At 70.5% G+C, this 22,978-nt stretch carries 17 protein-coding genes; 8 read left to right on the top strand and 9 right to left on the bottom strand.

Annotated elements, in window-relative coordinates; all coding sequences use genetic code 11:
- Positions 1–34: 34 nt before the first annotated feature.
- Positions 35–799, top strand: coding sequence for a DUF2127 domain-containing protein (locus tag AB5J56_RS14785; RefSeq protein WP_369233175.1), 765 nt, complete (start codon positions 35–37; stop codon positions 797–799).
- Positions 800–838: 39 nt separating this feature from the next.
- Here the strand turns inward: AB5J56_RS14785 and AB5J56_RS14780 are convergent, their stop codons facing one another.
- Positions 839–1,279 (bottom strand): MarR family winged helix-turn-helix transcriptional regulator, encoded by a 441-nt coding sequence (locus AB5J56_RS14780; RefSeq protein WP_369233174.1) that lies wholly within the window; start codon positions 1,277–1,279, stop codon positions 839–841.
- A gap of 100 nt (positions 1,280–1,379) precedes the next feature.
- Here AB5J56_RS14780 and AB5J56_RS14775 point away from each other — a divergent pair, with 100 nt between their 5' ends.
- A complete protein-coding gene (locus AB5J56_RS14775) occupies positions 1,380–2,084 on the top strand; it encodes a maleylpyruvate isomerase family mycothiol-dependent enzyme (protein ID WP_369233173.1) in 705 nt (234 codons plus the stop codon).
- Between the two features lie 134 nt (positions 2,085–2,218).
- On the opposite strand, the gene AB5J56_RS14770 is transcribed toward AB5J56_RS14775, so the two are convergent.
- Positions 2,219–3,241 (bottom strand): Lrp/AsnC family transcriptional regulator, encoded by a 1,023-nt coding sequence (locus AB5J56_RS14770; protein ID WP_369233172.1) that lies wholly within the window; start codon positions 3,239–3,241, stop codon positions 2,219–2,221.
- A gap of 153 nt (positions 3,242–3,394) precedes the next feature.
- Here AB5J56_RS14770 and AB5J56_RS14765 point away from each other — a divergent pair, with 153 nt between their 5' ends.
- Complete coding sequence (locus AB5J56_RS14765; RefSeq protein ID WP_369233171.1) at positions 3,395–4,888, top strand: MFS transporter; 1,494 nt, start codon at positions 3,395–3,397, stop codon at positions 4,886–4,888.
- On the opposite strand, the gene AB5J56_RS14760 is transcribed toward AB5J56_RS14765, so the two are convergent.
- Together AB5J56_RS14760 and AB5J56_RS14755 are read right to left on the bottom strand one after the other, a co-directional pair.
- The gene (locus tag AB5J56_RS14760) at positions 4,835–5,725 is read right to left on the bottom strand and encodes an aldo/keto reductase (RefSeq protein ID WP_369233170.1); all 891 of its coding nucleotides are present in this window, start codon (positions 5,723–5,725) and stop codon (positions 4,835–4,837) included. The genes AB5J56_RS14765 and AB5J56_RS14760 overlap by 54 nt on opposite strands.
- A 1-nt stretch (position 5,726) precedes the next feature.
- On the bottom strand, positions 5,727–6,635 hold the full coding sequence (locus AB5J56_RS14755; protein WP_369233169.1) for an NAD-dependent epimerase/dehydratase family protein: 909 nt from the start codon (positions 6,633–6,635) through the stop codon (positions 5,727–5,729).
- An 87-nt stretch (positions 6,636–6,722) separates the two neighbouring features.
- Here AB5J56_RS14755 and AB5J56_RS14750 point away from each other — a divergent pair, with 87 nt between their 5' ends.
- From AB5J56_RS14750 to AB5J56_RS14735, 4 genes are all read left to right on the top strand, one after another.
- Positions 6,723–7,241, top strand: a complete 519-nt coding sequence (locus tag AB5J56_RS14750) for an Lrp/AsnC family transcriptional regulator (RefSeq protein ID WP_369233168.1) — start codon at positions 6,723–6,725, stop codon at positions 7,239–7,241.
- A gap of 48 nt (positions 7,242–7,289) precedes the next feature.
- Positions 7,290–7,718: a MerR family transcriptional regulator gene (locus AB5J56_RS14745; RefSeq protein ID WP_369233167.1), complete on the top strand. Its 429-nt coding sequence runs from the start codon at positions 7,290–7,292 to the stop codon at positions 7,716–7,718.
- Positions 7,691–8,047: a thioredoxin family protein gene (locus AB5J56_RS14740; protein ID WP_369233166.1), complete on the top strand. Its 357-nt coding sequence runs from the start codon at positions 7,691–7,693 to the stop codon at positions 8,045–8,047. The genes AB5J56_RS14745 and AB5J56_RS14740 overlap by 28 nt, the downstream gene beginning before the upstream one ends.
- Before the next feature lie 211 nt (positions 8,048–8,258).
- Positions 8,259–10,475: an ATP-dependent DNA helicase gene (locus AB5J56_RS14735; protein ID WP_369233165.1), complete on the top strand. Its 2,217-nt coding sequence runs from the start codon at positions 8,259–8,261 to the stop codon at positions 10,473–10,475.
- A 105-nt stretch (positions 10,476–10,580) separates the two neighbouring features.
- Here AB5J56_RS14735 and glgB read toward each other — a convergent pair whose 3' ends face one another.
- The 5 genes from glgB to AB5J56_RS14710 form a co-directional block, all read right to left on the bottom strand.
- Complete coding sequence (glgB, locus tag AB5J56_RS14730) at positions 10,581–13,022, bottom strand: 1,4-alpha-glucan branching enzyme (protein WP_369233164.1); 2,442 nt, start codon at positions 13,020–13,022, stop codon at positions 10,581–10,583.
- 37 nt (positions 13,023–13,059) lie between these two features.
- Positions 13,060–14,499: a maltokinase gene (locus tag AB5J56_RS14725; protein WP_369233163.1), complete on the bottom strand. Its 1,440-nt coding sequence runs from the start codon at positions 14,497–14,499 to the stop codon at positions 13,060–13,062.
- Between the two features lie 84 nt (positions 14,500–14,583).
- Positions 14,584–16,284, bottom strand: a complete 1,701-nt coding sequence (gene treS / locus AB5J56_RS14720; protein WP_369233162.1) for a maltose alpha-D-glucosyltransferase — start codon at positions 16,282–16,284, stop codon at positions 14,584–14,586.
- Positions 16,281–18,470, bottom strand: coding sequence for an alpha-1,4-glucan--maltose-1-phosphate maltosyltransferase (locus AB5J56_RS14715; RefSeq protein WP_369233161.1), 2,190 nt, complete (start codon positions 18,468–18,470; stop codon positions 16,281–16,283). Before AB5J56_RS14715 ends, treS begins: the two co-directional genes overlap by 4 nt.
- A gap of 243 nt (positions 18,471–18,713) precedes the next feature.
- A complete protein-coding gene (locus AB5J56_RS14710) occupies positions 18,714–19,916 on the bottom strand; it encodes a S8 family peptidase (protein WP_369233160.1) in 1,203 nt (400 codons plus the stop codon).
- Positions 19,917–20,337: 421 nt separating this feature from the next.
- Here AB5J56_RS14710 and glgP point away from each other — a divergent pair, with 421 nt between their 5' ends.
- The gene (glgP, locus tag AB5J56_RS14705; RefSeq protein WP_369233159.1) at positions 20,338–22,956 is read left to right on the top strand and encodes an alpha-glucan family phosphorylase; all 2,619 of its coding nucleotides are present in this window, start codon (positions 20,338–20,340) and stop codon (positions 22,954–22,956) included.
- The last annotated feature ends 22 nt before the right edge of the window (positions 22,957–22,978 follow it).

Here is a 22,978-nt window from a genome sequence, read left to right as displayed (position 1 = left end):
GGAGTACGGCGTTCTGCGAAGGGCAGCGGGAGTTATGAAGATCGACTGGGACCGGCGGACATGCGCGCGGCGCGGCCATGTGACGTACGCACCCGACGACCCCCGCCTGCGGGTGCGGCTGCACGCCGACACCGCGCTCGGTGAGGTCTGGCGGTGCCTGCGCTGCGGCGACTTCGCGCTCGGCGAGCCGCACGGCTCGGGGCCGGCCGCCGACGCCCCGCTCGTCCCGCGCGGCAAGGTGCTGCGCGACCTGTTCATCCTGCGCTTCCTGGCGATCGAGCGGGCCGTGCGCGGCGTGTTCATCGTGCTGGTCGCGGTGGCCGTCTGGAAGTTCAGCAACAGCCAGGACTCGGTGCGCCGGCTCTTCGACGAGTACCTCGACGTCCTCAGGCCGGTCTTCAGGCACTTCCACTACGACCTCGACCACGCGCCCGTGGTCGGCACCATCCAGAAGACCTTCGACTACAAGCACTCCACCCTGATGCTGGTGGCCGCGCTGCTTCTCGCGTACGCCGTCATCGAACTGGTCGAGGCCGTCGGCCTCTGGTACGCCAAGCGCTGGGCGGAGTACCTGACGGTGGTCGCCACCGCCGCGTTCCTCCCGCTGGAGATCTACGAACTCACCGAGCACGTCAGCTACTTGAAGATCGCCACGCTCGTCCTCAACATCCTCGCCGTGCTCTACATCGCCCTCGCCAAGCGCCTGTTCGGGCTGCGGGGCGGACGCAAGGCGTTCGAGGAGGAGCGGCACAGCGCCTCACTGCTGGAGGTGGAGGAGTCCGCGGGGGTCATGGTCTAGGGGCACCGACCGCTGTACGAATGGACCCGTGGGCCGGAGTCAGGCCCACGGGTCCGTGATGTCCCGCAGCAGCGTCAGTGCCTGCCGTAGCTGCGTCATGCGCCGCTTGCCGAGGTGGTCCTCCCACTCCTTCTCGACCTCGGCGACCACCGCGTCGGCGACCTCCTTGGCCGCCCAGGCGCGCTCCGCCCCGCACACCAGCCGGGCCCGCTTGTCCGTCGGGTCCGGCATCCGTCGTACATAGCCCGCCTTCTCCAGCTGGTCGACCAGGAAGCCCGCGGTCTGCTTGGTGATCTGGGCCTGTTCGGCCAGCTCCGTCAGCCGCGTGCCGTCCGGGCCGATGCGCTGAAGCACCCGGGCCTGGGCGGGGGTGAAATCGTCGAAGCCCGCGTCGGCGAGAGCGGCGAAGACACGATTCTCCAGGGCCCGGTACGGGAGGAACAGGAGCACGCCCGTGTTGAGCTCGCTCTCCGTCACCATCGTCGAAACACTCCTCTGTGATGTCGCTTCCGCCTTGACACTGGTCAGAATCTCTGACTAATTTGGTCAGAGAAGCTTACCACTTGAGTGGGTGATTCCCATGGGCGTCGTACTCGGGACGGATGAGCGCTGGCAGCTCGTCGACCGCGAACGGGCAAGCCTGGCCGATCTGTTGGAGGGGCTGAGCCCCGAGGAGTGGGCGACTCCCACACGGTGCGGGGACTGGCGGGTGCGGGACGTCGCCGCACATCTGACCGTCGCGGCACGCTACTCGTACGCGGCGGTCATACGGGAATTCGTCCGCGCCCGCGGGAACGTCGACCGCATGATCCACGACTCGGCGGTCCGCGAGGCCGCGCTGCCCGTCGAGGAGACCGTCGCCAACCTCCGCTCGATCATCGGCTCCCGCCGCCTCGCGCCCGGTACGACCCCGCGCGAACCGCTTCTCGACGTCCTCGTCCACGGCCAGGACATCGCTCTGGCGCTCGGCCGGGACCGCGTCATGCCCGCCATCGCGGCCCGCGACGCCGCCGAACGGGTGTGGGCGATGCGCTTCCCGCCCCGCCCGTGGCCGCTCCCGCGCGCCCGCCTCGTCGCCACCGACGTCGAGTGGGCCCGTGGCGAGGGCGAGGAGATCAGCGGTCCCATCTCCGCCCTCCTCCTGCTGCTCACCGGGCGTACGGCGGCGGCCGGGCCGCACCTTGTACGGGGCTGTGCCGGCGGGGGATCGAGCGGGCAGTGCTGGCTTGGGGGCGAGCCTTCGGCGGCCGAGACCACGGGCGCGCTGGGGGACGGGAGCGGTTGAGGGGACGGGGGTGACGGGGGGGCGCAGGGGAGCGGGGGTTCGGGGGAGACGGGGGGCACGGGGCCACGGGGGATCGGCTCGCCGGGCTCAACTCGACGGCACCCCTTCGAAGTTGAGCCCTGGTCCGGCCCGCTTCAGCGGGTCGCGCGGCGGTTGGGGGACGCGCCGCGAACGGTCGGGGCGGTGGGTCGCAGAGGGCCCGCCGCCTTGATCGTGCGCAGCACCGGGGCACTCTCCACCGCGCGGATCGCCTCCAGGGAGCCGAGGCGGCGGGTCAGGTAGTCGTGCAACGCGGCCGGGTCCGGGCACAGGGCCTGGGCGACGAGGTTGGTGGGGCCGGTGGTCGCGGCGACGAACGCCAGCTCGTCGTGGCCGGCCAGGGCCCGCGCCACCGTGTCGAGGTGCGCCGGGACGACCGACATCCACAGCAGGGCCTGGGCGGTGGCGCCCAGCAGCGTGTCGTCCATGTCGACGTCGAAGAACAGGGCGCCCGAGGACCGGAGTTCGGCCAGCCGGCGGGCGACCGTGGCCGGGGACCATCCGGTGGCCGCGGCCAGCTCGGCATGGCTCGCCCGGCCGTCGTGCTGAAGGGCGTCGAGCAGGGTGCGGTCGGCGTCGGTGAGCGGCCGAGCCTCGGTCGACTCACCGCTCTCCGCCACCAGTTGACGTTCCTGGCGCTCGCTCAGGGCGCCCGCCCGGCCGCCCCAGGCCGTCGGCCCGCCCAGGTAGGTGTGGAGCAGACAGTGCGCCGAGACGGCGGTGATCCCGGCCGTGCGCGGAATGTCGTGCAGCAACAGCGCGTGCCCGTCGGAGGCGTCGGCCGGTGTCCGCACCACGGCCAGGATCTCCGTACCGCCCGACGCGAGCCTGACCCAGGAGGTGTCCGCCCGGCGGGCCAGCGCGTGCGCGAGGTCCTGTGCGGCGTGCGGGCCCGCGGTCAGCCGCAGCAGCCACTGGATCCGCCCGGCGCGCCCCGGATCGGCGAGCCCGACAACCCGCAGTGACGCCTCCGCGCACAGCCGCCGATAGCGCCGCGCCACGGTCTGTGTCGATACACCGAGGACGGCACCGATCCGGCTGAACGGCGCCCTGCCGTCGAGGTGCAGCGCGTGCACCAGACCGCGGTCGATGTCGTCGAGCATGGCGTGATCCTTCATCCAGTGGCTTCTGATGGAAGAAATCCACAGGCTCCGCGTCAGATGTGGAACACCGACAGTACGCTCCCGCAGGCTCTACGACGAACGCGCCGCCGCCGCGCGAGACGTCACCGCCGGACGGCGCCCCCGTCGACGTACCGGAGGAATCCGCCGATGACCCCGCCGCCGCTCCTGACTCCGCCCGCTGTGAGCGCGTACCCGCGCCGCTGGGCCGCGCTCGCCGTCCTGCTGGTCGCCGAGGCGATGAACCTGCTCGACGCCACGATCATGACCGTGGCCGCCCCGGCCATCCACGCCGACCTCGGCGGTCCCGTCTCCGACATCCAGTGGTACGGCGCCGCGTACACCCTGCCGTTCGCGGTGCTGTTGATCGCGGGCGGGCGGCTCGGTGACATCGTGGGGCGTCGGCGGGTGTTCGCCATCGGTGTCGCCGGGTTCGGACTCGCCTCGCTGGCCTGTGTGTTCGCGCCCGCTGCCGGACCGCTGATCGCCGCCCGCGCGGTACAGGGGGCCGCCGCGGCGCTGGTTGTGCCGCAGACCATCGGGCTGATCCGCGCCATGTTCACCGGCGACGAACTGGCCCGGGCCATGGGCAGCATCGGCCCGGTGATGGGTCTCGCGGCCGTCTGCGGGCCGGTGGCCGGAGCAGTACTGACGCATGTCGCCTCCTGGCGTGCGGTGTTCCTCGTCAATGTGCCGCTCGCCGTCGCTGTGCTGCTCGCGACCCCGCTGCTCAGGGAGGACCGGTCGGCACGGCGGCCCCGACTGGACCTCGTCGGCACGGTGCTGGTGGCCGGGGCGGTCGGGCTGCTGACGTACCCCCTGATCCAAGCCGCCGACTACCGTACGTATACGACGACTTGGGCTGCCTCGACCGCACTCCTCGCCGTCCTCGTGCTCCAGCAGCGCCGCCGGTCCCGTCGCGCGCTCAGCCCCCTCGTCGAGCCGAGCCTCTTCGCCGACCGGGGATTCTCCGCCGCGCTGCTCTGCTCTCTGCTGTTCTTCGCCGTGGTCGGCGGACTGATGCTGGTCGTGGTGATCCAGCTCCAACTACGCACGCATGTCGGCGTGTTGGCGGCGGGACTGACGCTGCTGCCCTGGTCCTGCGCGATGGCCCTCGCGTCGTGGACCGCGGGCACGCGCCTGGTGCCGCGCTACGGAGCCCGGATGATGTACGTGGGCCTCGGCGCCCTCCTCGCGGGCGTCCTCGGCGCCATCGCCGTATACGCCGCCGCACCGGCCGCCGGCTACCCGTGGCCGCTGCTCGCCGCGCTCGCCGTGTGCGGGCTGGGGCAGGGGCTGTTCGCCGTGCCCTTCTTCACCACGGCGCTGCACCGGGTCCGCCCGCACGAGACCGGATCGGCGGCCGGGCTGCTCAACGCGGTGCAGCAGCTCGGATCCACCCTCGGGGTCGCGCTCCTCGGCAGCGTCTTCTTCGGGGCCGGGGTCGAGGGCGCTTTCTGGGTGGCGGCCGGGCTGCTCGCCGTCGCGGGGGCGGCCGTGGCCGGAATGTCCGCGCGACCTCGCGCACGGGAAGGCGCGCCCTCGTCGACCCCGGAGAGGACGACGACGGGGGCGACGGGGACGGCTGGTTCAGGGGCGCCCCACCGCGGCGTCCAGTCGGCGGATTTCCTGGGCCCGGAGTAGCAGGTCCGCGGCCCCCGCCGAGTCCCGGATGGTCTCGGGACGACTGGCCCCCGGAATCGGAACGACCGTAGGGGAGAGCGCCAACAGCCAGGCCAGGCACACCTGTTGAGGGCTCACGCCGTGCTCGCGGGCCACCGCGTGGAAGGCGCCGAAGCCCTCCGGCTCCAGCTGCGAGGGGCCGTCCAGCGAGCTCCGGGAGATCCCGCCCAGCGGGCTCCACGGCAGGAACGCGATGCCCAGCTCGGCGCAGAGCCGGAGTTCGGCCTCGCTGTCCCGGACGGCGGGCGAGTACTGGTTCTGGACCGAGACGAGGCGGTCGCCGAGGATCGCACGGGCCTGTCGGATCTGCCCGGTGTCCGTGTTGGAGATACCGGCGAAGCGGATCTTGCCCTCGTCGATGAGGTCGCGCAGGGCGCCCACCGACTCCTCGAACGGGACGGCCGGGTCGGGCTTGTGCAGCTGGTAGAGGCCGATCGCCTCCACGCCGAGCCGCTTGAGGGAGGCCTCCGCCGCGGCCTTGAGATGGGACGGCGAACCCGTCACCGTCCAGCTGCCGTCGGCGGGTCTGCCCCGGCCGCCCTTCGTGGTCACCAGCACGTCGCCGGTGTCGCCGCCGTACGCCGCAAGGGCTCGGGCCACGAGCAGCTCGTTGTGGCCGGGCTCGTCACCCGGCAGGTGGTAGGAGTCCGCGGTGTCCAGCAGCGTCACGCCCGCGTCGAGAGCGGCGTGCACCGTGGCCATCGCCCGCGTCTCGTCGGGACGCCCCTCGATGGACAGGGGCATTGCGCCGAGCCCGATCGGGCCGACCCGGAAGTCTCCAATTGTGCGGTAATTCATGTCAGTTGACCTTTCCCAGCGTCTCGGCGACAGCGCGCGGCAGCCAGTCCCGTGCCTCGCCGAAGGTGAAACCGAGCTTCGTGGCCCGGGAGTTGTCCATCCCGTACGAGCGGGTGAAGGAGAACGGCGAGACCTCCCCGACCTCGACACTCCGGAACACGGTCCTCCCGCCCGGCAGGTGCGCGGCCACGGCCTGGCACAACTCCTCGGTGGAGAGCCGCCCGTGGGACGCCGCGTTCACCGGTCCGGTGAAGTCCGCACCCGCCGCCCACACCAGGAAGTCCGCGATCTCCTCGACGTGGATGTAGGTCGCCGGGTGGTTCACGGCGGGTACGGCGATGGGCTCGCCGGAGCGGATGCGGGAGACGTAGTGGTCGACGCGGCCGGTGAAGTCGTCGGCCCCGCCCAGCACATGGGCGACGCGCACGGCGACGTACGGAAACGCGGGGTCGGCCGCGAGGACCGCCTCGGCCTGCCGCTTGCCCTCGCCGTAGTGGGCGTCGAGGAACTCCGGGTCCTCCCAGGGGAGTTCGAGGTCGACGGCGACCGTATGAGGATCCACGGCGTCCTCCCGTACGAGATCGCCCGAGGCCGTGTTCTCGTATTCGTACACCTCGACGGTGGACGTCATGACGTACCGCCCGGTGCGGCCGGCGAAGACCCGTCGGGCGATCTCCGCCTGCCGCGGTGTGTAGAGGACCTGGTCGACGACGACGTCGAAAGTCCGTGAACCCAGTGCCTTCTCCAGGGAATTCCCGTCATTCCGGTCCGCGACGAGATGGACCGTTCCGGCGGGGGGTGCGGACGAGCCGCGATTGAGGACGGTGACCCGGTCTCCGGCGGCCAGCAGGCGCGTTATCAGCCGCTTCCCGAAATACCGGTTTCCGCCTATGACCAATACGTCGCGCACGACGTCCTCCCCGTTATCCGATTCGCTGTGCTCCGGCCCTGTGGTGATAATTCTCCCGAGGGACACGTGAGCTTTGAAGGGGGAGTCATGGGAGATCCGGCCGCGGCACCGAAAGAACCACGGCATCTGCGAGCCGCCGCCAACGAAACGTCGGTGGCCTTCGACGCGCTGGACCGGCAGATCCTGGAGCTGCTGCAGAGCGACGGCCGGATCAGGCTCAGCGAGCTGGGCCGCCGGGTCCGGCTGTCCCCGGCGGCCGTCGCCGAGCGCGTGCGCCGACTGGAGTCCGCCGGAGCGGTCACGGGATACGGCGCCCATGTCTCGCCGTCCCGCCTCGGGTACGGCATCCAGGCCTTCATCCGCGTCAATCCGCACGGCGGCTACACCCTCAAGCACCCCCGCACCCTGGAGCTGCTCGACCGCCCCGAGGTCATCGAGGTGCACCACGTCGTCGGCGAGGACTGCTGGATCCTCAAGGTCGCCGTCGAGGACACGATCCACCTGGAGAACGTCCTGGAACAGACCTCCGCCCTGGGCCGTACGACGACGTCGATCGTCCTGTCCTCCCCGGTGGTCCGCAAGCCGCTGCTGCCGCCCTTGCCCTGATGCTGCCGCCCTTGCCTTGACGTCGGCGTCAAGGATTACGGTCGGCTCATGCGAATCGGCGAGCTGGCGGAACGTGCCGGGACCACCACGCGGACGCTGCGGTACTACGAGTCGCGGGGGCTGCTGCCCGCGCGGCGCGGCGAGAACGGGTACCGCACGTACGACGAGGACGACCTGAAGCTGCTGCGGCAGATCAGGACGCTCCAGGACTTCGGGTTCGACCTGGAGGAGACGCGCCCCTTCGTGGAGTGTCTGCGGGCCGGGCACCCGGAGGGCGACTCGTGCCCCGCCTCGCTCGCCGTCTACCGCCGCAAGCTCGGCGAACTCGACGCGCTGATCGACGAGTTGCTGTCGGTGCGTGCGCAGGTCGGCGAGCAGCTGGCGCGGGCCGAGCGGGCCCGCGACGAACTGGCGGCCGATGCGGAGGTTCCGGGGGGTCCGGAGCCGACATGCGAACTGGGAGGGCAGACACGGTGATCAAGGCGGCAGGCGTGGCCGAAGTGAGCGACGGGGACTTCGAGGCGGAGGTGATCGGGGCGGAGCTGCCCGTGCTGGTGGAGTTCACGGCCGACTGGTGTCCGCCGTGCCGGCAGATGGGGCCGGTGCTGCGCGACCTCGCCTTCGAGGAAGGGGACCGGATCAAGGTCGTCCAGCTCGACGTGGACACCAACCCGGAGACCACGCTCGCGTACGGCGTGCTCTCGATGCCCACGTTCATGGTGTTCCGCGGCGGCGAGCCGGTGCGGTCGATGGTGGGCGCTCGGTCCAAGCGGCGGCTGCTGGAGGAGCTCGCCGACGTGATGTGACGCTGACGACGCAGGCCACGTGGGCGGGGTGCGGGCCCGTGACGAAGAAATCCCCCGGGCAATTGTGCTCGGGGGATTTCTCTGCGTATATTGAATGGTTCGCGACTTCAGACTGTCGGGCTTAATGGTGCTGGGTCGCGAAGAAGTTCAGTAGGCGCAGTATATCCGGGCGGGAGCGGAAGTGTCAAACACCGAATTTACCGATGGTGAATTGCGGCTTGAGCAGGAATTCATTGACGTGCTGTACAAGCGCGTCGACGCCCTGCGCGGCGGCACCGAGGCCTCCGTGGCGGACGCGCTGGCGCAGGGCAACACACCGATGCAGGCCAGGCTGGAGCGGGACATCCTCGTCGCCGAGCGCTCCGGGCTGCTGGCCGCGCTGAACGCCGTGGACGGATCGCTCTGCTTCGGCAGGATCGACCTGACCACGGGCACCACCCATCACATCGGCCGCATCGGCATCCGCGCCGACGACGTCGAGCACACTCCGATGCTGATCGACTGGCGGGCACCGGTCGCCCGCCCCTTCTACCTCGCCACCGGACACACCCCGATGGGGCTGCGCCGCCGTCGGCACATCACCACCGACGGCCGCCGGGTCGCCGACCTGCACGACGAGATCCTCGACCTCGGCGACCAGGAGCGGACCGGGCACGAGGACCGCACCGGCGACGCCGTCCTGCTCGCCGCGCTCAACTCGGCGCGCACCGGCCGGATGAGCGACATCGTGCAGACCATCCAGGCCGAGCAGGACCGCATCATCCGCGCGCCGCACCGGGGCGTGATGGTCGTGGAGGGCGGCCCGGGGACGGGGAAGACGGCCGTCGCCCTCCACAGGGCCGCGTTTCTGCTGTACGAGCACCGCGAACTGCTCGCCAAGCGGGCCGTCCTCATCGTCGGCCCCAACCCCGCCTTCCTCGGCTACATCGGCGAGGTGCTGCCCTCGCTCGGCGAGACGGGCGTGCTGCTCGCGACCGTCGGCGAGCTGTTCCCCGGCGTGAAGGCGACGGCCGCCGACGCGCCCCGGGCGGCCGCCGTGAAGGGCCGCGCGGGGATGGCCGAGGTGCTCGCCGCCGTCGTACGCGACCGGCAGGCGCTGCCCGATCCGGTGATCGCGATCGAGCACGACCGGGAGATCCTGATGCTCGACGCCGGGCTCGTCCGGGTCGCCCGCGAGCGCACCCGTGAGGCGGATCTTCCGCACAACGTGGCACGCGAGTACTTCGAGGGCCACATCCTCAACGCGCTCACGGACATGGTCGCCGAACGCATCGGCACCGACCCGTTCGACGGCTCCAACCTCCTCGACCCCAGTGACATCACCCAGATCCGCGACGAACTGGCCGAGAACCCCGAAGTCTGGTCGGCCATCGACCAGTTGTGGCCGCGCCTGACCCCGCAGCGGCTGGTCGAGGACTTCCTCGCCGAGCCCGACGGCCATCTGCCGCAGGAGGACGCGGACGCGATCCGGCGTCCCGTCACCCTGGCCTGGACCACGGCCGACGTACCGCTGCTCGACGAGGCCGCCGAACTCCTCGGGGAGGACGACCGCGTGACGAAGGCGCTCGCCGATCGCGAGCGGCGCAGCCAGATCGCTTACGCCCAGGGTGTGTTGGACGTCTCGTTCGCCTCCCGTACCTACGAGTTCGACGACAAGGACGAGGAGGACTCCGAGGTTCTGTCCGCGCACGACATCATCGACGCGGAGCGGTTCGCCGAGCGGCACGAGGAGGACGATCACCGCAGCGCCGCCGAGCGCGCGGCGGCCGACCGCACCTGGGCGTTCGGGCACATCATCGTCGACGAGGCGCAGGAACTGTCGCCGATGGCCTGGCGGTTGCTCATGCGGCGGTCGCCGACCCGGTCGATGACGCTCGTCGGTGACCCCGCGCAGACCTCCGAGGCGGCGGGTGTCGGCTCGTGGGCCGAGATCCTCGCCCCGTATGTCGAGGACCGCTGGGAGCACACCCGCCTCGCCGTCAACTACCGCACCCCGTCCGAGATCATGGACCTTGCGGCCGGTGTGCTGCGGGCCGAGCGGGCCGATTTCGAGCCGCCGAGTTCTGTGCGGTCGACGGGGGTACGGCCGTGGGTGCGGGACGCCGGGGGCGACCTGTCCGGAGCGGTGGCCAAGGCCGTCGCCGAGCTCACTCCCGCCGAGGGACGGCTTGCGGTGATCGCTCCTCGTTCACTTCACGAGGCGCTGGCCGCCGTGCTGGACGGGGTCTCGGCCGGGGAGGAGCCCGATCTCACCCGGGCCGTGGTGCTCCTTGATCCCCGGCAGTCGAAGGGGCTCGAGTTCGACTCGGTGTTGGTGGTGGAGCCTGGGCTTTACGGGACGAGTGATCTGTACGTCGCGCTGACTCGGGCCACGCAGGCGTTGGGGGTGCTGTACACGGGGGAGCTGCCGGAGGGGCTAAGTCTTTAGCCCGTCGTGGGGGTCCCCCCGCTCGAGCGAAGCCGAGAGTGGGGGAGTTTGAGGACGAGGCCGTTCAGGCCGAAGCGGGGGTCTGGGGGCGGCAGCCCCCAGGTCCTACGCCGGCCGCAGCCACACCGTGGCCAGGGGCGGCAGCGTCAGGCGGATGCTGGCCGCGCGGCCGTGCCACGGCTGGGGGTCCGGTTTCAGGGGGTCGAGGTTGCGGACGTCGGTGCCGCCGTAGCGGGTGAGGTCGGTGTTGAGGACCTCGTGCCAGGCGGGCACGTCATCGGGCACCCCGAGCCGGTACTCGTGCCGGACAACGGGCGAGAAGTTCGACACCGCCAGCAACGGGGAGCCCTCGGCGTCGAAGCGGAGGAAGGCGAAGACGTTGTCCTCGGCGGCTTCCCCGGCGATCCAGGCGAACCCGGCTGCTTCGGTGTCCCGTTGCCAGAGGGCAGGAGTGTGCCGGTAGACGGTGTTCAGGTCGCGCACGAGATCCCGTACACCGCGATGGTCGGCCTCGGCGCCGTACGCGGGATCGAGCAGCCACCAGTCGGGACCGTGCGCCTCGGACCATTCCGCACCCTGGGCGAACTCCTGCCCCATGAACAGGAGTTGCTTGCCGGGGTGGGACCACATGAAGGCGAGGTAGGCGCGCAGGTTGGCCCGCTGCTGCCACCAGTCGCCCGGCATCTTCGAGACCAGGGAGCGCTTGCCGTGCACCACCTCGTCGTGGGAGATGGGCAGGACGTAGTTCTCGCTGTAGGCATACACCATCGAGAAGGTCATCTCGTGGTGGTGGTACCGGCGATGGACCGGCTCGTGCTGCACATAGCCGAGCGAGTCATGCATCCAGCCCATGTTCCACTTCAGCCCGAAGCCGAGCCCGCCGAAGCCGCCGGGCCCGGAGTGATGGGTGGCCCGGGTGACGCCGTCCCAGGCGGTGGACTCCTCGGCGATGGTGACCACGCCCGGGTTGCGCCGGTAGACGGTGGCGTTCATCTCCTGGAGGAAGGCGACGGCGTCGAGGTTCTCCCGGCCGCCGTGCTCGTTGGGTGCCCACTGGCCCGGCTCGCGCGAGTAGTCGAGGTAGAGCATGGAGGCGACGGCGTCGACGCGCAGGCCGTCGATGTGGAACTCCTCGCACCAGTACACGGCGTTGGCGACAAGGAAGTTGCGGACCTCGCGGCGGCCGTAGTCGAACTCCAGGGTGCCCCAGTCGGGGTGCGCGGCGCGCAGCGGGTCCTCGTGCTCGTACAGGGGCCGTCCGTCGAACTCGGCGAGCGCCCAGTCGTCGCGCGGGAAGTGCGCGGGCACCCAGTCCATCAGGACGCCGATACCGGCCCGGTGCAGGGAGTCGACGAGGTACTTGAAGTCGTCGGGGGTGCCGAGGCGGGCGGTGGGGGCGTAGAAGCCGGTGACCTGGTAGCCCCAGGAGCCGCCGAAGGGGTGCTCGGCGACGGGCATCAACTCGACGTGGGTGAAGCCCAGGTCGGCGACGTACGCCGGGAGTTGATCGGCAAGCTGGCGGTAGGTCAGTCCCGGCCGCCAGGAGGGCAGATGGACCTCGTACACCGAGAACGCGGCCTCATGGGCGGGCTTCAGCGCGCGCCCGCTCATCCAGTCCTCGTCCCGCCAGGTGTGGTGCGAGGCGTGCACGATCGACGACGTGTTGGGCGGGGTCTCGGTACGCCGGGCCATCGGGTCGGCGCGCAGCGTGTGCGTGCCGTCGGGGCGGGTGATGTCGAACTTGTACAGCTCGCCCTCGCCGATCGCCGGCACGAACAGCTCCCACACCCCGGAGCCGCCGAGCGAGCGCATCGGATATCCCGTGCCGTCCCAGAAGTTGAAGGTGCCCGCCAGCCGTACGCCCTGTGCGTTCGGCGCCCACACCGTGAAGCGGGTGCCCGTCACGCCCTGGTGCACCATCGGCTCGGCGCCCAGGGCCTTCCACAGCTGCTCGTGGCGCCCCTCGCCGAGCAGATGCAGGTCGAACTCGCCGATCGCGGGCAGGAAACGGTACGCGTCCTCGGTCTCCTGGACCGACCCCTCGTACGCGATGACCAGCCGGTACGCCTCCGGGACCGCGCGCAGCGGCAGTACGCCGGAGAAGAAGCCGTCGCCGTCGTCGTGCAGCTCGGCCCGCAGGTCCTCCATGACGACGGTCACCGACAGCGCGTACGGGCGCAGCGCCCGGAACGCCACGCCGCCGGGCACCGGGTGTGCGCCGAGCACTCCGTGCGGGTCGTGATGCGTGCCGCCGAGCAGCCGCTCGCGGTCCCCGGGCTCCAGGACGGCGGAGCCGTTGCCGACGACGGCCTTCTTGGCGACGGCCTTCTTTGTGACCTCTTTCTTGGCGACCGTCTTCTTTGCGACCGGTTTCTTGGCGGGCGCCTTCTTGGCCACCGGTTTCCCAGCGGCGGACTTCTTCACCGCGGACTTCTTCGCCGCTGCCTTCTTCTCGGTGGCGGCCGTCTTCTTGGCGGCGGACGCGGTCTTCTTCGCGCTGGTGCCGTTCTTCTCGGGGCTGTCGTCGGACGGGGGGCGGGGGGTCACGGGCAGGGCCTCCTCGGCAGGGGTGCGGTGGTCCGGGTCAGAGGGCGTGCTCGGGAGCGCCGTCGTCCGCGGCGAGCCGGTGTATCGCGGCCATCGGCACCGGCAGCCAGTCCGGCCGGTGACGCGCCTCGTACAGGACTTCGTAGATCGCCTTGTCCGTCTCGTACGCGCGCAGCAGTACGGGATCGGTGCGCGGGTCGCGCCCGCTGACCTCGGCGTATCCGGTGCAGTACGCGGCCCGGCAGGCGTCGGCCCAGCCCGGCACCGGCGGATGCCCCGACAGGGCGGCGTAGTCGAAGGACCGGAGCATGCCCGCGATGTCGCGGGCCGGTGGCTGCGGCATCCGGCGCTCGGCGAGCGGTTTGGACGGCTCGCCCTCGAAGTCGATCAGCGACCACGCGCCGTCGGGCGAGCGCAGGCACTGTCCGAGGTGCAGGTCGCCGTGGATGCGCTGGGCGATCCAGGTCCGGCCCTCGTCGGAGAGGTCGGCCAGCGCCTCGAACGCGGTGTGCAGGCGGGGCGCGTACCTCTGCAGCGCGGGCACCGCCTGGGCCGCGGCTTCCAGGCGCTCGATCATGCCGTCGACCAGCAGCCGCATCTGGGTGTGGCCGAGTGTCATCGTGGGCAGCGCGCGGGCGAGCGCCGTGTGCACCTCGGCGGTGGCCCGGCCCAGCGCCCGCGCCTCCGTGCTGAAGTCCTCGCCCTTGGCCAGTTCGCGCAGCGCCAGCTCCCAGCCGTCGGCCGCGCCCTGGACGAAGGGTTGCAGGACACCGAGGACGTACGTCTCGTCGGCGGCGTCCGTCGTGCCCGCGGAGTCCGCCAGCAGCCACGCCGCCGGGGCGGGCACCCGGGGGCAGCCTTCGCGGGCCAGGGCCAGCGGCAGTTCGAGGTCCGGGTTGATCCCGGGCACGATGCGGCGCAGCAGCTTCAGGATGAACGTATCTCCGTAGACGATGGAGGAGTTCGACTGCTCCGACGTCACCAGGCGTGGCACCAGGTCGCCGCGGATCTCCTGTCGGTCGCACTCGAAGCGCAGCGCGCCGATACGGGCCTGTGTGCGGAGCGCTTCGAGGAGCACTCCGGCGGGCCTCGGGTCGTACAGCGCCTCGTACACGGTGCGCCCGGCCAGCGGCCCTTCCTTCAGGTGTCCGATCAGCGCGGGTGCGAGCCGCGGTGGCAGTGCCTCGCGTACGCCGATCAGCAGCTGGTAGCAGTCGGCGGGATGGGAGAGGGCGCCCTGTGTGGGGGCCAGCGGCTGATGTGCGCGTACGAGCAGGTGGTACAGGCCCAGCTGGGTGTCGGCGGGCAGCAGCTCGGTGGCCGCGACCAGCGAGAACCCGCTGACCGGCCGTCCCTTGCCCGCGAACCAGCGCTGCCGCGGCAGCCACTCCCGCAACAGCGGGTCCAGCGACGCGAGCAGGCCCGGTGGTGCGGCGGGGCGATGTGCGCCCGCGGATCGTGTGACGGCTTCCGACATGGCGTCGCGTCCTTTCCCCGGGAGACTCGGGGTGTTACTGATGCGTGCCCAGGGCGGGACGGTGAAAACCGCCCCGCCCCAGTTCTACGCGGCGTCCTTGCGGAGCCGGAACCAGTAGAAGCCGTGGCCTGCGAGGGTGAGCAGGTACGGGAGTTCCCCGATGGCGGGGAAGCGGACGCCGCCGATCAGTTCGACCGGGTGGCGGCCGTTGAAGGCGCTCAGGTCCAGTTCGGTGGGCTGGGCGAAGCGGGAGAAGTTGTGCACGCACAGGACGAGGTCGTCCTTGTACTCCCGCAGGAACGCGATCACTGCCGGGTTGGAGGACTGCAGTTCGGTGTAGGAGCCGAGTCCGAAGGCCGGGTTCTGCTTGCGGATCTCGATCATGCGGCGGGTCCAGTGCAGCAGTGACGCGGGCGAGGACATCGAGGCCTCGACGTTGGTGACCTGGTAGCCGTAGACGGGATCCATGATGGTGGGCAGGAACAGCCGTCCGGGGTCGCAGGAGGAGAAGCCTGCGTTGCGGTCGGGGGTCCATTGCATGGGGGTGCGGACGGCGTCGCGGTCGCCGAGCCAGATGTTGTCGCCCATGCCGATCTCGTCGCCGTAGTAGAGGATCGGGCTGCCGGGCAGGGAGAGCAGCAGGGCGGTGAAGAGTTCGATCTGGTTGCGGTCGTTGTCGAGCAGGGGGGCGAGGCGGCGGCGGATGCCGATGTTGGCGCGCATGCGCGGGTCCTTGGCGTACTCCGCGTACATGTAGTCGCGTTCCTCGTCGGTGACCATTTCGAGGGTGAGTTCGTCGTGGTTGCGCAGGAAGATGCCCCACTGGCAGTTGTTGGGGATCGCCGGGGTTTTCGCGAGGATTTCCGAGACGGGGTAGCGCGATTCACGGCGTACGGCCATGAAGATGCGGGGCATGACGGGGAAGTGGAAGGCCATGTGGCATTCGTCGCCGCCGGAGGGGAAGTCGCCGAAGTAGTCGACGACGTCCTCGGGCCACTGGTTCGCCTCCGCCAGCAGCACCGTGTCCGGATACTGCGTGTCGATCTCCTTGCGGACCCGCTTGAGGAACTCGTGCGTTGCCGGAAGGTTTTCGCAGTTCGTTCCCTCTACTTGGTAGAGATACGGCACCGCGTCGAGGCGGAAGCCGTCGATGCCCAGGTCCAGCCAGAACCGCAGCGCGGAGATGATCTCCTCCTGCACGGCCGGGTTCTCGTAGTTGAGGTCGGGCTGGTGGGAGAAGAAGCGGTGCCAGTAGTACTGCTTGCGGACCGGGTCGAAGGTCCAGTTGGACGCTTCGGTGTCGACGAAGATGATGCGGGCGTCCTGGTACTGCTTGTCGTCGTCGGCCCAGACGTAGTAGTCGCCATAGGGTCCGTCGGGGTGGGCGCGGGACTCCTGGAACCACGGGTGCTGGTCGCTGGTGTGGTTCATGACGAAGTCGATGATGACGCGCATGCCGCGCTGGTGGGAGGCGTCGACGAACTCGACGAAGTCGGCGAGGTCGCCGAACTCGGGCAGGACAGCGGTGTAGTCGGAGACGTCGTAGCCGCCGTCCCTCAGGGGGGACTTGAAGAAGGGGGGCAGCCACAGGCAGTCGACGCCGAGCCATTGCAGGTAGTCGAGTTTGGCGGTGAGGCCCTTGAGGTCGCCGACGCCGTCGCCGTTGCTGTCCTGGAAGGAGCGGACCAGCACCTCGTAGAAGACGGCGCGTTTGAACCATTCCGGGTCCCGGTCCTTGGCGGGCGTGTCCTCGAAGGTGTCCGGGACGGGCTCGTTGACGATCATGTTGTGGGTGACCCTCCGATCTGCGGTGAGGACGGTCGCAGGACGGTCAGGATGTGCGCGGGCCGACGGCCCGGTTCGAGGCGCACATAATTGGCCCTGCCCCAGTTGTAGGTCTCGCCGGTGAGCTCGTCGCGCACCGGCACGGACTCGTGCCAGTCCAGGCCGAGTTGCGGCATGTCCAACGAGACCGTGGCCTCCTGGGTGCGCCGGGGGTCGAGGTTGACCACCACCACAACCGTGTTCGAACCGCGGGCGTCCGTGACGGACTTCGAGTACACGATCACCGCTTCCTGGTCCGCGTGGTGGAAGTGGAGATCGCGCAACTGCCGAAGAGCCGGGCTGCGCCGCCTGATCGCGTTGAGCGCGCCTATCAATGGCGCGATGCTACGTCCGTCACGCTCAGCCGACGCCCAGTCGCGCGGCCGCAGTTGGTACTTCTCGGAGTGCAGGTACTCCTCGCTGCCCGCGCGCAGAGCACTGTTCTCGCAGAGTTCGAAGCCGCTGTACACGCCCCACGTCGGCGACAGCGTGGCGGCGAGCACCGCCCGCAGCTCGAAGGCGGGACGCCCGCCGTGCTGGAGGAACTCGTGCAGGATGTCCGGGGTGTTCACGAAGAAGTTCGGCCGCATGTACGCGGCGGCCTCGCCGGACAGCTCCGTCAGATACTCGGTCAGCTCTTCCTTGGTGTTGCGCCAGGTGAAGTAGGTGTACGACTGCTGGAAGCCGACCGCCGCGAGGGTGTGCATCATCGCGGGCCGGGTGAACGCCTCGGCCAGGAAGATGACGTCGGGGTCGGTGCGGTTGATGTCCGCGATGACCCGCTCCCAGAACACCACCGGCTTGGTGTGCGGATTGTCGACGCGGAAGATCCGTACGCCGTGGTCCATCCAGTACCGCAGCAGCCGTACGGTCTCGGCGATCAGGCCGGGCATGTCGGCGTCGAAGGCGATCGGGTAGATGTCCTGGTACTTCTTCGGCGGGTTCTCCGCGTACGCGATCGTGCCGTCCGGACGGTGGTGGAACCACTCCGGATGCTTCTGCACCCACGGATGGTCGGGCGAGCACTGCAGCGCGAAGTCGAGGGCGATCTCCAGACCCTCGTCGTTCGCCCGCTGCACGAACGCGTCGAAGTCGTCGATCGTGCCCAGGTCCGGATGGATCGCGTCGTGCCCGCCCTCCGGGGAGCCGATCGCCCACGGCACACCGACGTCGTAGGGACCCGGGGACAGGATGTTGTTCCGGCCCTTGCGGAAGGTGGTGCCGATGGGGTGGATCGGCGGCAGGTACACCACGTCGAAGCCCATCGCCGCGACCGCCGGCAGCCGCTCCGCGGCCGTCCGGAAGGTGCCACTGACCGGCGGCTTACCCTCCTCGACCACCGCTCCCTCGGAACGCGGGAAGAACTCGTACCAGGCGCCGTACAGCGCCCGTTCACGCTCCACCACCAGGGGCAGCGGCTCGGAGGACGTGACGAACTCGCGCAGCGGATGGCGGGCGAGGACCTCGTCCACCTCGGGGGTGAGCGCGGCGGCGAGCCGGGTCGCGGCGGGGCGGCCGGGGTCGCGCAGCGCGTCGACGGCCGCGAGGATCGTGTCCCGGCTCCCCTTGTTCTTGGGCACCCCGGCTGCCGCCCGTTCGTACAGGCGCGCGCCTTCCTCCAGGACCAGCTCGGTGTCCATCCCCGCCGGGACCTTGATGCCCGCGTGGTGGCGCCAGGTGGTGATCGGATCGCCCCACGCCTCGACCTGGTACGTCCAGCGGCCCACCTTCCCGGCCGTCACGGTGGCGCCCCAGCGGTCGGTGCCGGGGGCCAGCTCGCGCATCGGGGTCCAGGGGGCGGGGCGGCCGTCCGGATCACGGAGGACGACGTTGGCGGCGACCGCGTCGTGGCCCTCGCGGAAGACCCTGGCCGAGATCTCGAAGGCCTCGCCGACCACCGCCTTGGCGGGCCGCCGCCCGTGCCAGACAACCGGGCGGACATCGAGGACGGGGATACGTCCGATGGTGTCGTCGCTGCTCACGGGGGGTGCCGGAGCGGCGGGCGGATCGGTGTCGGTCCGGCGTATCGGTGCGTTGTCGGCGGTGCCAGTGGTGGCTGTGGTGCCGTTGGTTGCTGTGTCGGGGGTGGCGGCCGCAGAGGCCGAGGTGCGCGTCGGGGGTGACGACGAGTGGTGCGTTGCGGGCATGACCGCTCCTGTCCGCATCAACGTGGGTGGGCGGATGAGGGTGTGGGGAGGTGGGGCCTGCGGGGCGTACCGGAGGAGCCTTCCCACCCTATGCGGGTGCGCATTCCGGCACTTTGTTAACTACTCACGCGTATGTCTGCACACAAGACCGGCCTCGTCCGGTGAGGACGAGGCCGGTACGTGTCACAACCGCTCACCCGAGGCCGTTGACCTGGGTGGTTGGCGAGTTTCGCCCCCGCACGGTTATGAATTGTCGACTTGGAGGAGCTTGTTCGGCGAGCCGGGGCCCGCGTCCGAAATTCTCCCCGAAGCGGCATGTTTTACCAGAGCCTTGCTCACGTCGGCCGGAGCCGCCCGAGGGTGGTCGGCGAGATAGAGCGCGGCGGCGCCCGCGACGTGCGGACTCGCCATCGACGTACCGGAGAAGATCGCCTTCCCCGTGTCGCTCGCGTACGACGCCGAGGTGATCGCCACGCCCGGCGCGAACAGGTCCAGCGCGGCACCCGTGTTGGAGAAGCCCGCCCGCGCGTCCGCCTTGTCGCTGGCGCCCACGGTGAGCGCCTGCTTGACCCGGGCGGGGGAGTACAGGTTCGCCGGCAGCCCGTCGTTGCCCGCCGCGACGGCGTACGTGACGCCCGACGCGATCGAGTTGCGCACCGCCGCGTCGAGCTGGCGGTTGGCGTAACCGCCCAGGCTCAGGTTCGCCACCGCGGGCTTGTGCGCGTGCCGGGTCACCCAGTCGATACCCGCGATGACCTGCGCGGTCGTACCCGAACCCGCGTTGTCGAGGACGCGGACCGCGACGACCTTCGCCTTCTTCGCCACGCCGTACTTCGTGCCGACGATCGTGCCGGCGACATGCGTGCCGTGCCCGTTGCCGTCCCCCGCGGACTTGTCGTTGCCGACGAAGTCCCAGCCGTAACTGGCCCGGCCCCCGAAGTCCTTGTGCGTGATCCGGATGCCGGTGTCGATGACGTACGCGGTCACGCCTGCGCCCGCCGATTCGGGCCATGTATAGCCCTTGTCGAGCGGCAGGCGCTTCTGGTCGATGCGGTCGAGGCCCCAGGACGGCGGGTTCCTCTGGAAGTGGTCCAGCGCGACCCGGGTGTCCTGGACGACCGAGGCCACGCGGGAGTCCGCCGCGAGCCGCCGCGCCTGCCGCTCGTTGACCTTCACGGCATAGCCGTTCAGGGCCGTGCCGTACGTGTGGCTGATTCTCGCCCCATACTTCTCGACGATGCCTTTACCCGCCGCCGACGGAGCCTTCGTACTCCCTTTGAGCGTCACGATGTAGCTTCCGCCGACGGAACCGGGATCGCCGGCGCCGAGTATCTGCCCCTCGGGGGCGGCGTGCGCGGGCAGGGTGATGGCCGAAAGTGCCGCGGCCGTGGTGACGGCGGCAAGGCCCCCCGCCCAGCGCAGACGCCTCTCTCGCGTCCGTGCCATGGCTTGAGTTCCCCTCCTCAACGGGGCGTACGACGGCCGTGGTTCGCCACGTCTGGCCCACACGGTCCGGTACGCCACCGCTGGCAGCCTCTCGTGTGTCGTGAAGCATCACAAGAACGCACAGGCAGGCGGAATCAGCCATATCGCTCATGGGGTACACGTGATGGTTGCGGCAGTTTTCCGCCGAAGTCGCCAAGGTGGCGCTCAAGCCGGGTGTCCGGGGCGGCGATGCGCCGTAGTTGGATCGGCGTCCGCGCCGCTACCGTCGTAGTGACGAAGGGCGCACGACGAGGTGCGCCCTTGAGCGGACCCGAGGAAGCTCGGGCACGTCCCCACGCCGCCCGGCACGGGAACGCGTCCGCACCTCCCCGGCGCCGCTCGGACCGCACTGCCGCGTACGTCCTTCGTGAAGGTGGCCGCTGTGAAGGCAATCCGCAGACTCACCGTCCGTCCCGTACTTCCCGAAGCCCTTCACCCGCTCAGTGACCTGGCGCGCAACCTCCGCTGGTCCTGGCATGCCGAGACACGCGATCTCTTCCAGTCCGTGGATCCCGAGCACTGGGCCGCGTCCGACGGCGACCCGGTACGGCTGCTCGGCAGTGTGCCGACGGCGCGCCTCGCGGAGCTCGCTGAGGACCGCCGCTTCCTGCGCAGGCTGACGACGGCCGCCGACGACCTGCGCGACTATGTGACCGGCGACCGCTGGTACCAGGCCCAGACCACCGATCTGCCCGCCGCCATCGCCTATTTCTCGCCGGAGTTCGGCATCACGGCCGCGCTGCCCCAGTACTCCGGCGGCCTCGGCATCCTCGCCGGAGACCATCTGAAGGCGGCCAGCGACCTGGGCGTCCCACTGATCGGCGTCGGCCTTCTCTACCGGCACGGCTACTTCCGCCAGTCCCTGTCGCGCGACGGCTGGCAGCAGGAGCACTATCCCGTCCTCGACCCCAACGAACTGCCCGTCGCCCCGCTGCGCGAAAGCGACGGCACCCTTGCCCAGGTCTCCCTGGCGCTGCCCGGCGGCCGCGCGCTGCACGCCCGCATCTGGCTCGCCCAGGTCGGCCGGGTCCCGCTGCTCATGCTCGACTCGGACGTCGAGGAGAACGACCTCGGCGAGCGCGGTGTCACCGACCGGCTCTACGGCGGCGGCAGCGAGCACCGGCTCCTCCAGGAGATGCTGCTGGGCATAGGAGGAGTGCGCGCCGTACGGACGTACTGCCGTCTCACCGGCCATGCGCAGCCCGAGGTGTTCCACACCAACGAGGGGCACGCGGGGTTCCTCGGCCTGGAGCGGATCGCCGAACTCGCCGACGGGGGGCTGGACTTCGACGCGGCGCTGGAGGCGGTCCGGGCCGGCACCGTCTTCACCACGCACACCCCGGTCCCCGCCGGCATCGACCGCTTCGACCGGGAGCTGGTCGCCCGCCACTTCGGCAGCGACGCCGAACTCCCGCGCATGGACGTCGAACGCATCCTGCGGCTGGGCATGGAGACCTATCCGGGAGGCGAGCCGAACCTCTTCAACATGGCGGTGATGGGGCTCCGGCTCGGTCAACGCGCCAACGGGGTCTCCCTGTTGCACGGTCAGGTCAGCCGGGAGATGTTCTCCGGGCTCTGGCCGGGCTTCGACCCGGAGGAGGTGCCGATCACCTCCGTGACCAACGGTGTGCACGCCCCGACCTGGGTGGCACCGGAGGTGTTCCGCCTCGGCGCCCGGCAGATCGGCGCGCAGCGCACCGAGGACGCGCTGACGGTGGGCGCCTCGGACCGCTGGGACGCGGTGGCGGACATCGCCGACCAGGAGATCTGGGACCTGCGTCGGGTGCTGCGGGAGCAGTTGGTGGTGGAGGTGCGCGAACGCCTGCACGCGTCCTGGCGCCAGCGCGGCGCGGGCACGGCCGAACTCGGCTGGATCGACGGCGTGTTGGACCCCGACGTACTGACCATCGGCTTCGCGCGCCGCGTCCCTTCCTACAAGCGCCTGACGCTGATGCTGCGCGACCGCGACCGTCTGATGGACCTGCTCCTGCACCCCGATCGCCCGATCCAGATCGTGATCGCGGGCAAGGCGCACCCGGCGGACGACGGAGGCAAGCGCCTGATCCAGGAGCTGGTCCGGTTCGCCGACGACCCGCGCGTACGCCACCGGATCGTGTTCCTGCCCGACTACGGCATGGCGATGGCGCAGAAGCTCTACCCGGGCTGCGACATCTGGCTCAACAACCCGCTCCGCCCCCTGGAGGCCTGCGGCACCTCCGGCATGAAAGCCGCCCTCAACGGCTGCCTCAACCTCTCCGTCCTGGACGGCTGGTGGGACGAGTGGTTCCAGCCCGACTTCGGCTGGGCGATCCCGACGGCGGACGGCACGGCGACGGATGACGACCGCCGTGACGACCTGGAGGCCGCCGCCCTCTACGACCTCCTCGAACAGCGGGTCACCCCGCGCTTCTACGAGCACGGCCAGGGCGGCCTGCCGGACCGCTGGATCGAGATGGTCCGCCAGACCCTCACGCATCTCGGCCCCAAGGTCCTGGCGGGCCGCATGGTCCGCGAATACGTGGAGCGCCTCTATACCCCGGCCGCCCACGCCCACCGCGCCCTGTCCCCGGACCCGGCCCGCGAGCTGGCCGCATGGAAGGGCCGGGTGCGCACGGGCTGGCACCACGTGAAGGTCGACCACGTGGAGGCGTCCGTCGCCACGAGCACGGCCGAACTCGGCACGACCCTTTCGCTGCATGTGCGGGTGGGTCTGGGGGAGTTGGGGCCGGACGACGTCGAGGTCCAGGCCGTCTCCGGTCGCGTCGACTCCGACGACGGCATCGCGGACGCGACCTGCGTCCCCCTCAAACCGGCGGGCGGCCCCGACCACGAGGGCCGCTGGCTCTACGAGGGCCCCCTGTCCCTGGACCGCACCGGCCCCTTCGGCTACACGGTCCGCATCCTCCCGACCCACCGACTCCTCGCCTCCAGCGCGGAGTTGGGGTTGGTGGCGGTGCCTTCGGAGGAGACGGGGGAGGGGGCGGGGGTTCTGATGCGGTGAGACGGGCCCGCTTCTCGCAGCG

Origin of the sequence: Streptomyces sp. R21 (assembly GCF_041051975.1) — a bacterium.
In the GTDB taxonomy this organism is placed as follows: domain Bacteria; phylum Actinomycetota; class Actinomycetes; order Streptomycetales; family Streptomycetaceae; genus Streptomyces.
The sequence above is the reverse complement of the archived record's forward strand: the minus strand, read 5'-3'. Positions and strand labels throughout refer to the sequence as shown.

Bases quoted from the DNA above. Each gene is read 5' to 3' on its own strand.
- AB5J56_RS14785 (WP_369233175.1), top strand. From the start codon at position 35: ATGAAGATCGACTGGGACCGGCGGACATGCGCGCGGCGCGGCCATGTG.
- AB5J56_RS14780 (WP_369233174.1), bottom strand. From the start codon at position 1,279: ATGGTGACGGAGAGCGAGCTCAACACGGGCGTGCTCCTGTTCCTCCCG.
- AB5J56_RS14775 (WP_369233173.1), top strand. From the start codon at position 1,380: ATGGGCGTCGTACTCGGGACGGATGAGCGCTGGCAGCTCGTCGACCGC.
- AB5J56_RS14770 (WP_369233172.1), bottom strand. From the start codon at position 3,241: ATGAAGGATCACGCCATGCTCGACGACATCGACCGCGGTCTGGTGCAC.
- AB5J56_RS14765 (WP_369233171.1), top strand. From the start codon at position 3,395: ATGACCCCGCCGCCGCTCCTGACTCCGCCCGCTGTGAGCGCGTACCCG.
- AB5J56_RS14760 (WP_369233170.1), bottom strand. From the start codon at position 5,725: ATGAATTACCGCACAATTGGAGACTTCCGGGTCGGCCCGATCGGGCTC.
- AB5J56_RS14750 (WP_369233168.1), top strand. From the start codon at position 6,723: ATGGGAGATCCGGCCGCGGCACCGAAAGAACCACGGCATCTGCGAGCC.
- AB5J56_RS14745 (WP_369233167.1), top strand. From the start codon at position 7,290: ATGCGAATCGGCGAGCTGGCGGAACGTGCCGGGACCACCACGCGGACG.
- AB5J56_RS14740 (WP_369233166.1), top strand. From the start codon at position 7,691: ATGCGAACTGGGAGGGCAGACACGGTGATCAAGGCGGCAGGCGTGGCC.
- AB5J56_RS14725 (WP_369233163.1), bottom strand. From the start codon at position 14,499: ATGTCGGAAGCCGTCACACGATCCGCGGGCGCACATCGCCCCGCCGCA.
- treS (WP_369233162.1), bottom strand. From the start codon at position 16,284: ATGATCGTCAACGAGCCCGTCCCGGACACCTTCGAGGACACGCCCGCC.
- AB5J56_RS14715 (WP_369233161.1), bottom strand. From the start codon at position 18,470: ATGCCCGCAACGCACCACTCGTCGTCACCCCCGACGCGCACCTCGGCC.
- AB5J56_RS14710 (WP_369233160.1), bottom strand. From the start codon at position 19,916: ATGGCACGGACGCGAGAGAGGCGTCTGCGCTGGGCGGGGGGCCTTGCC.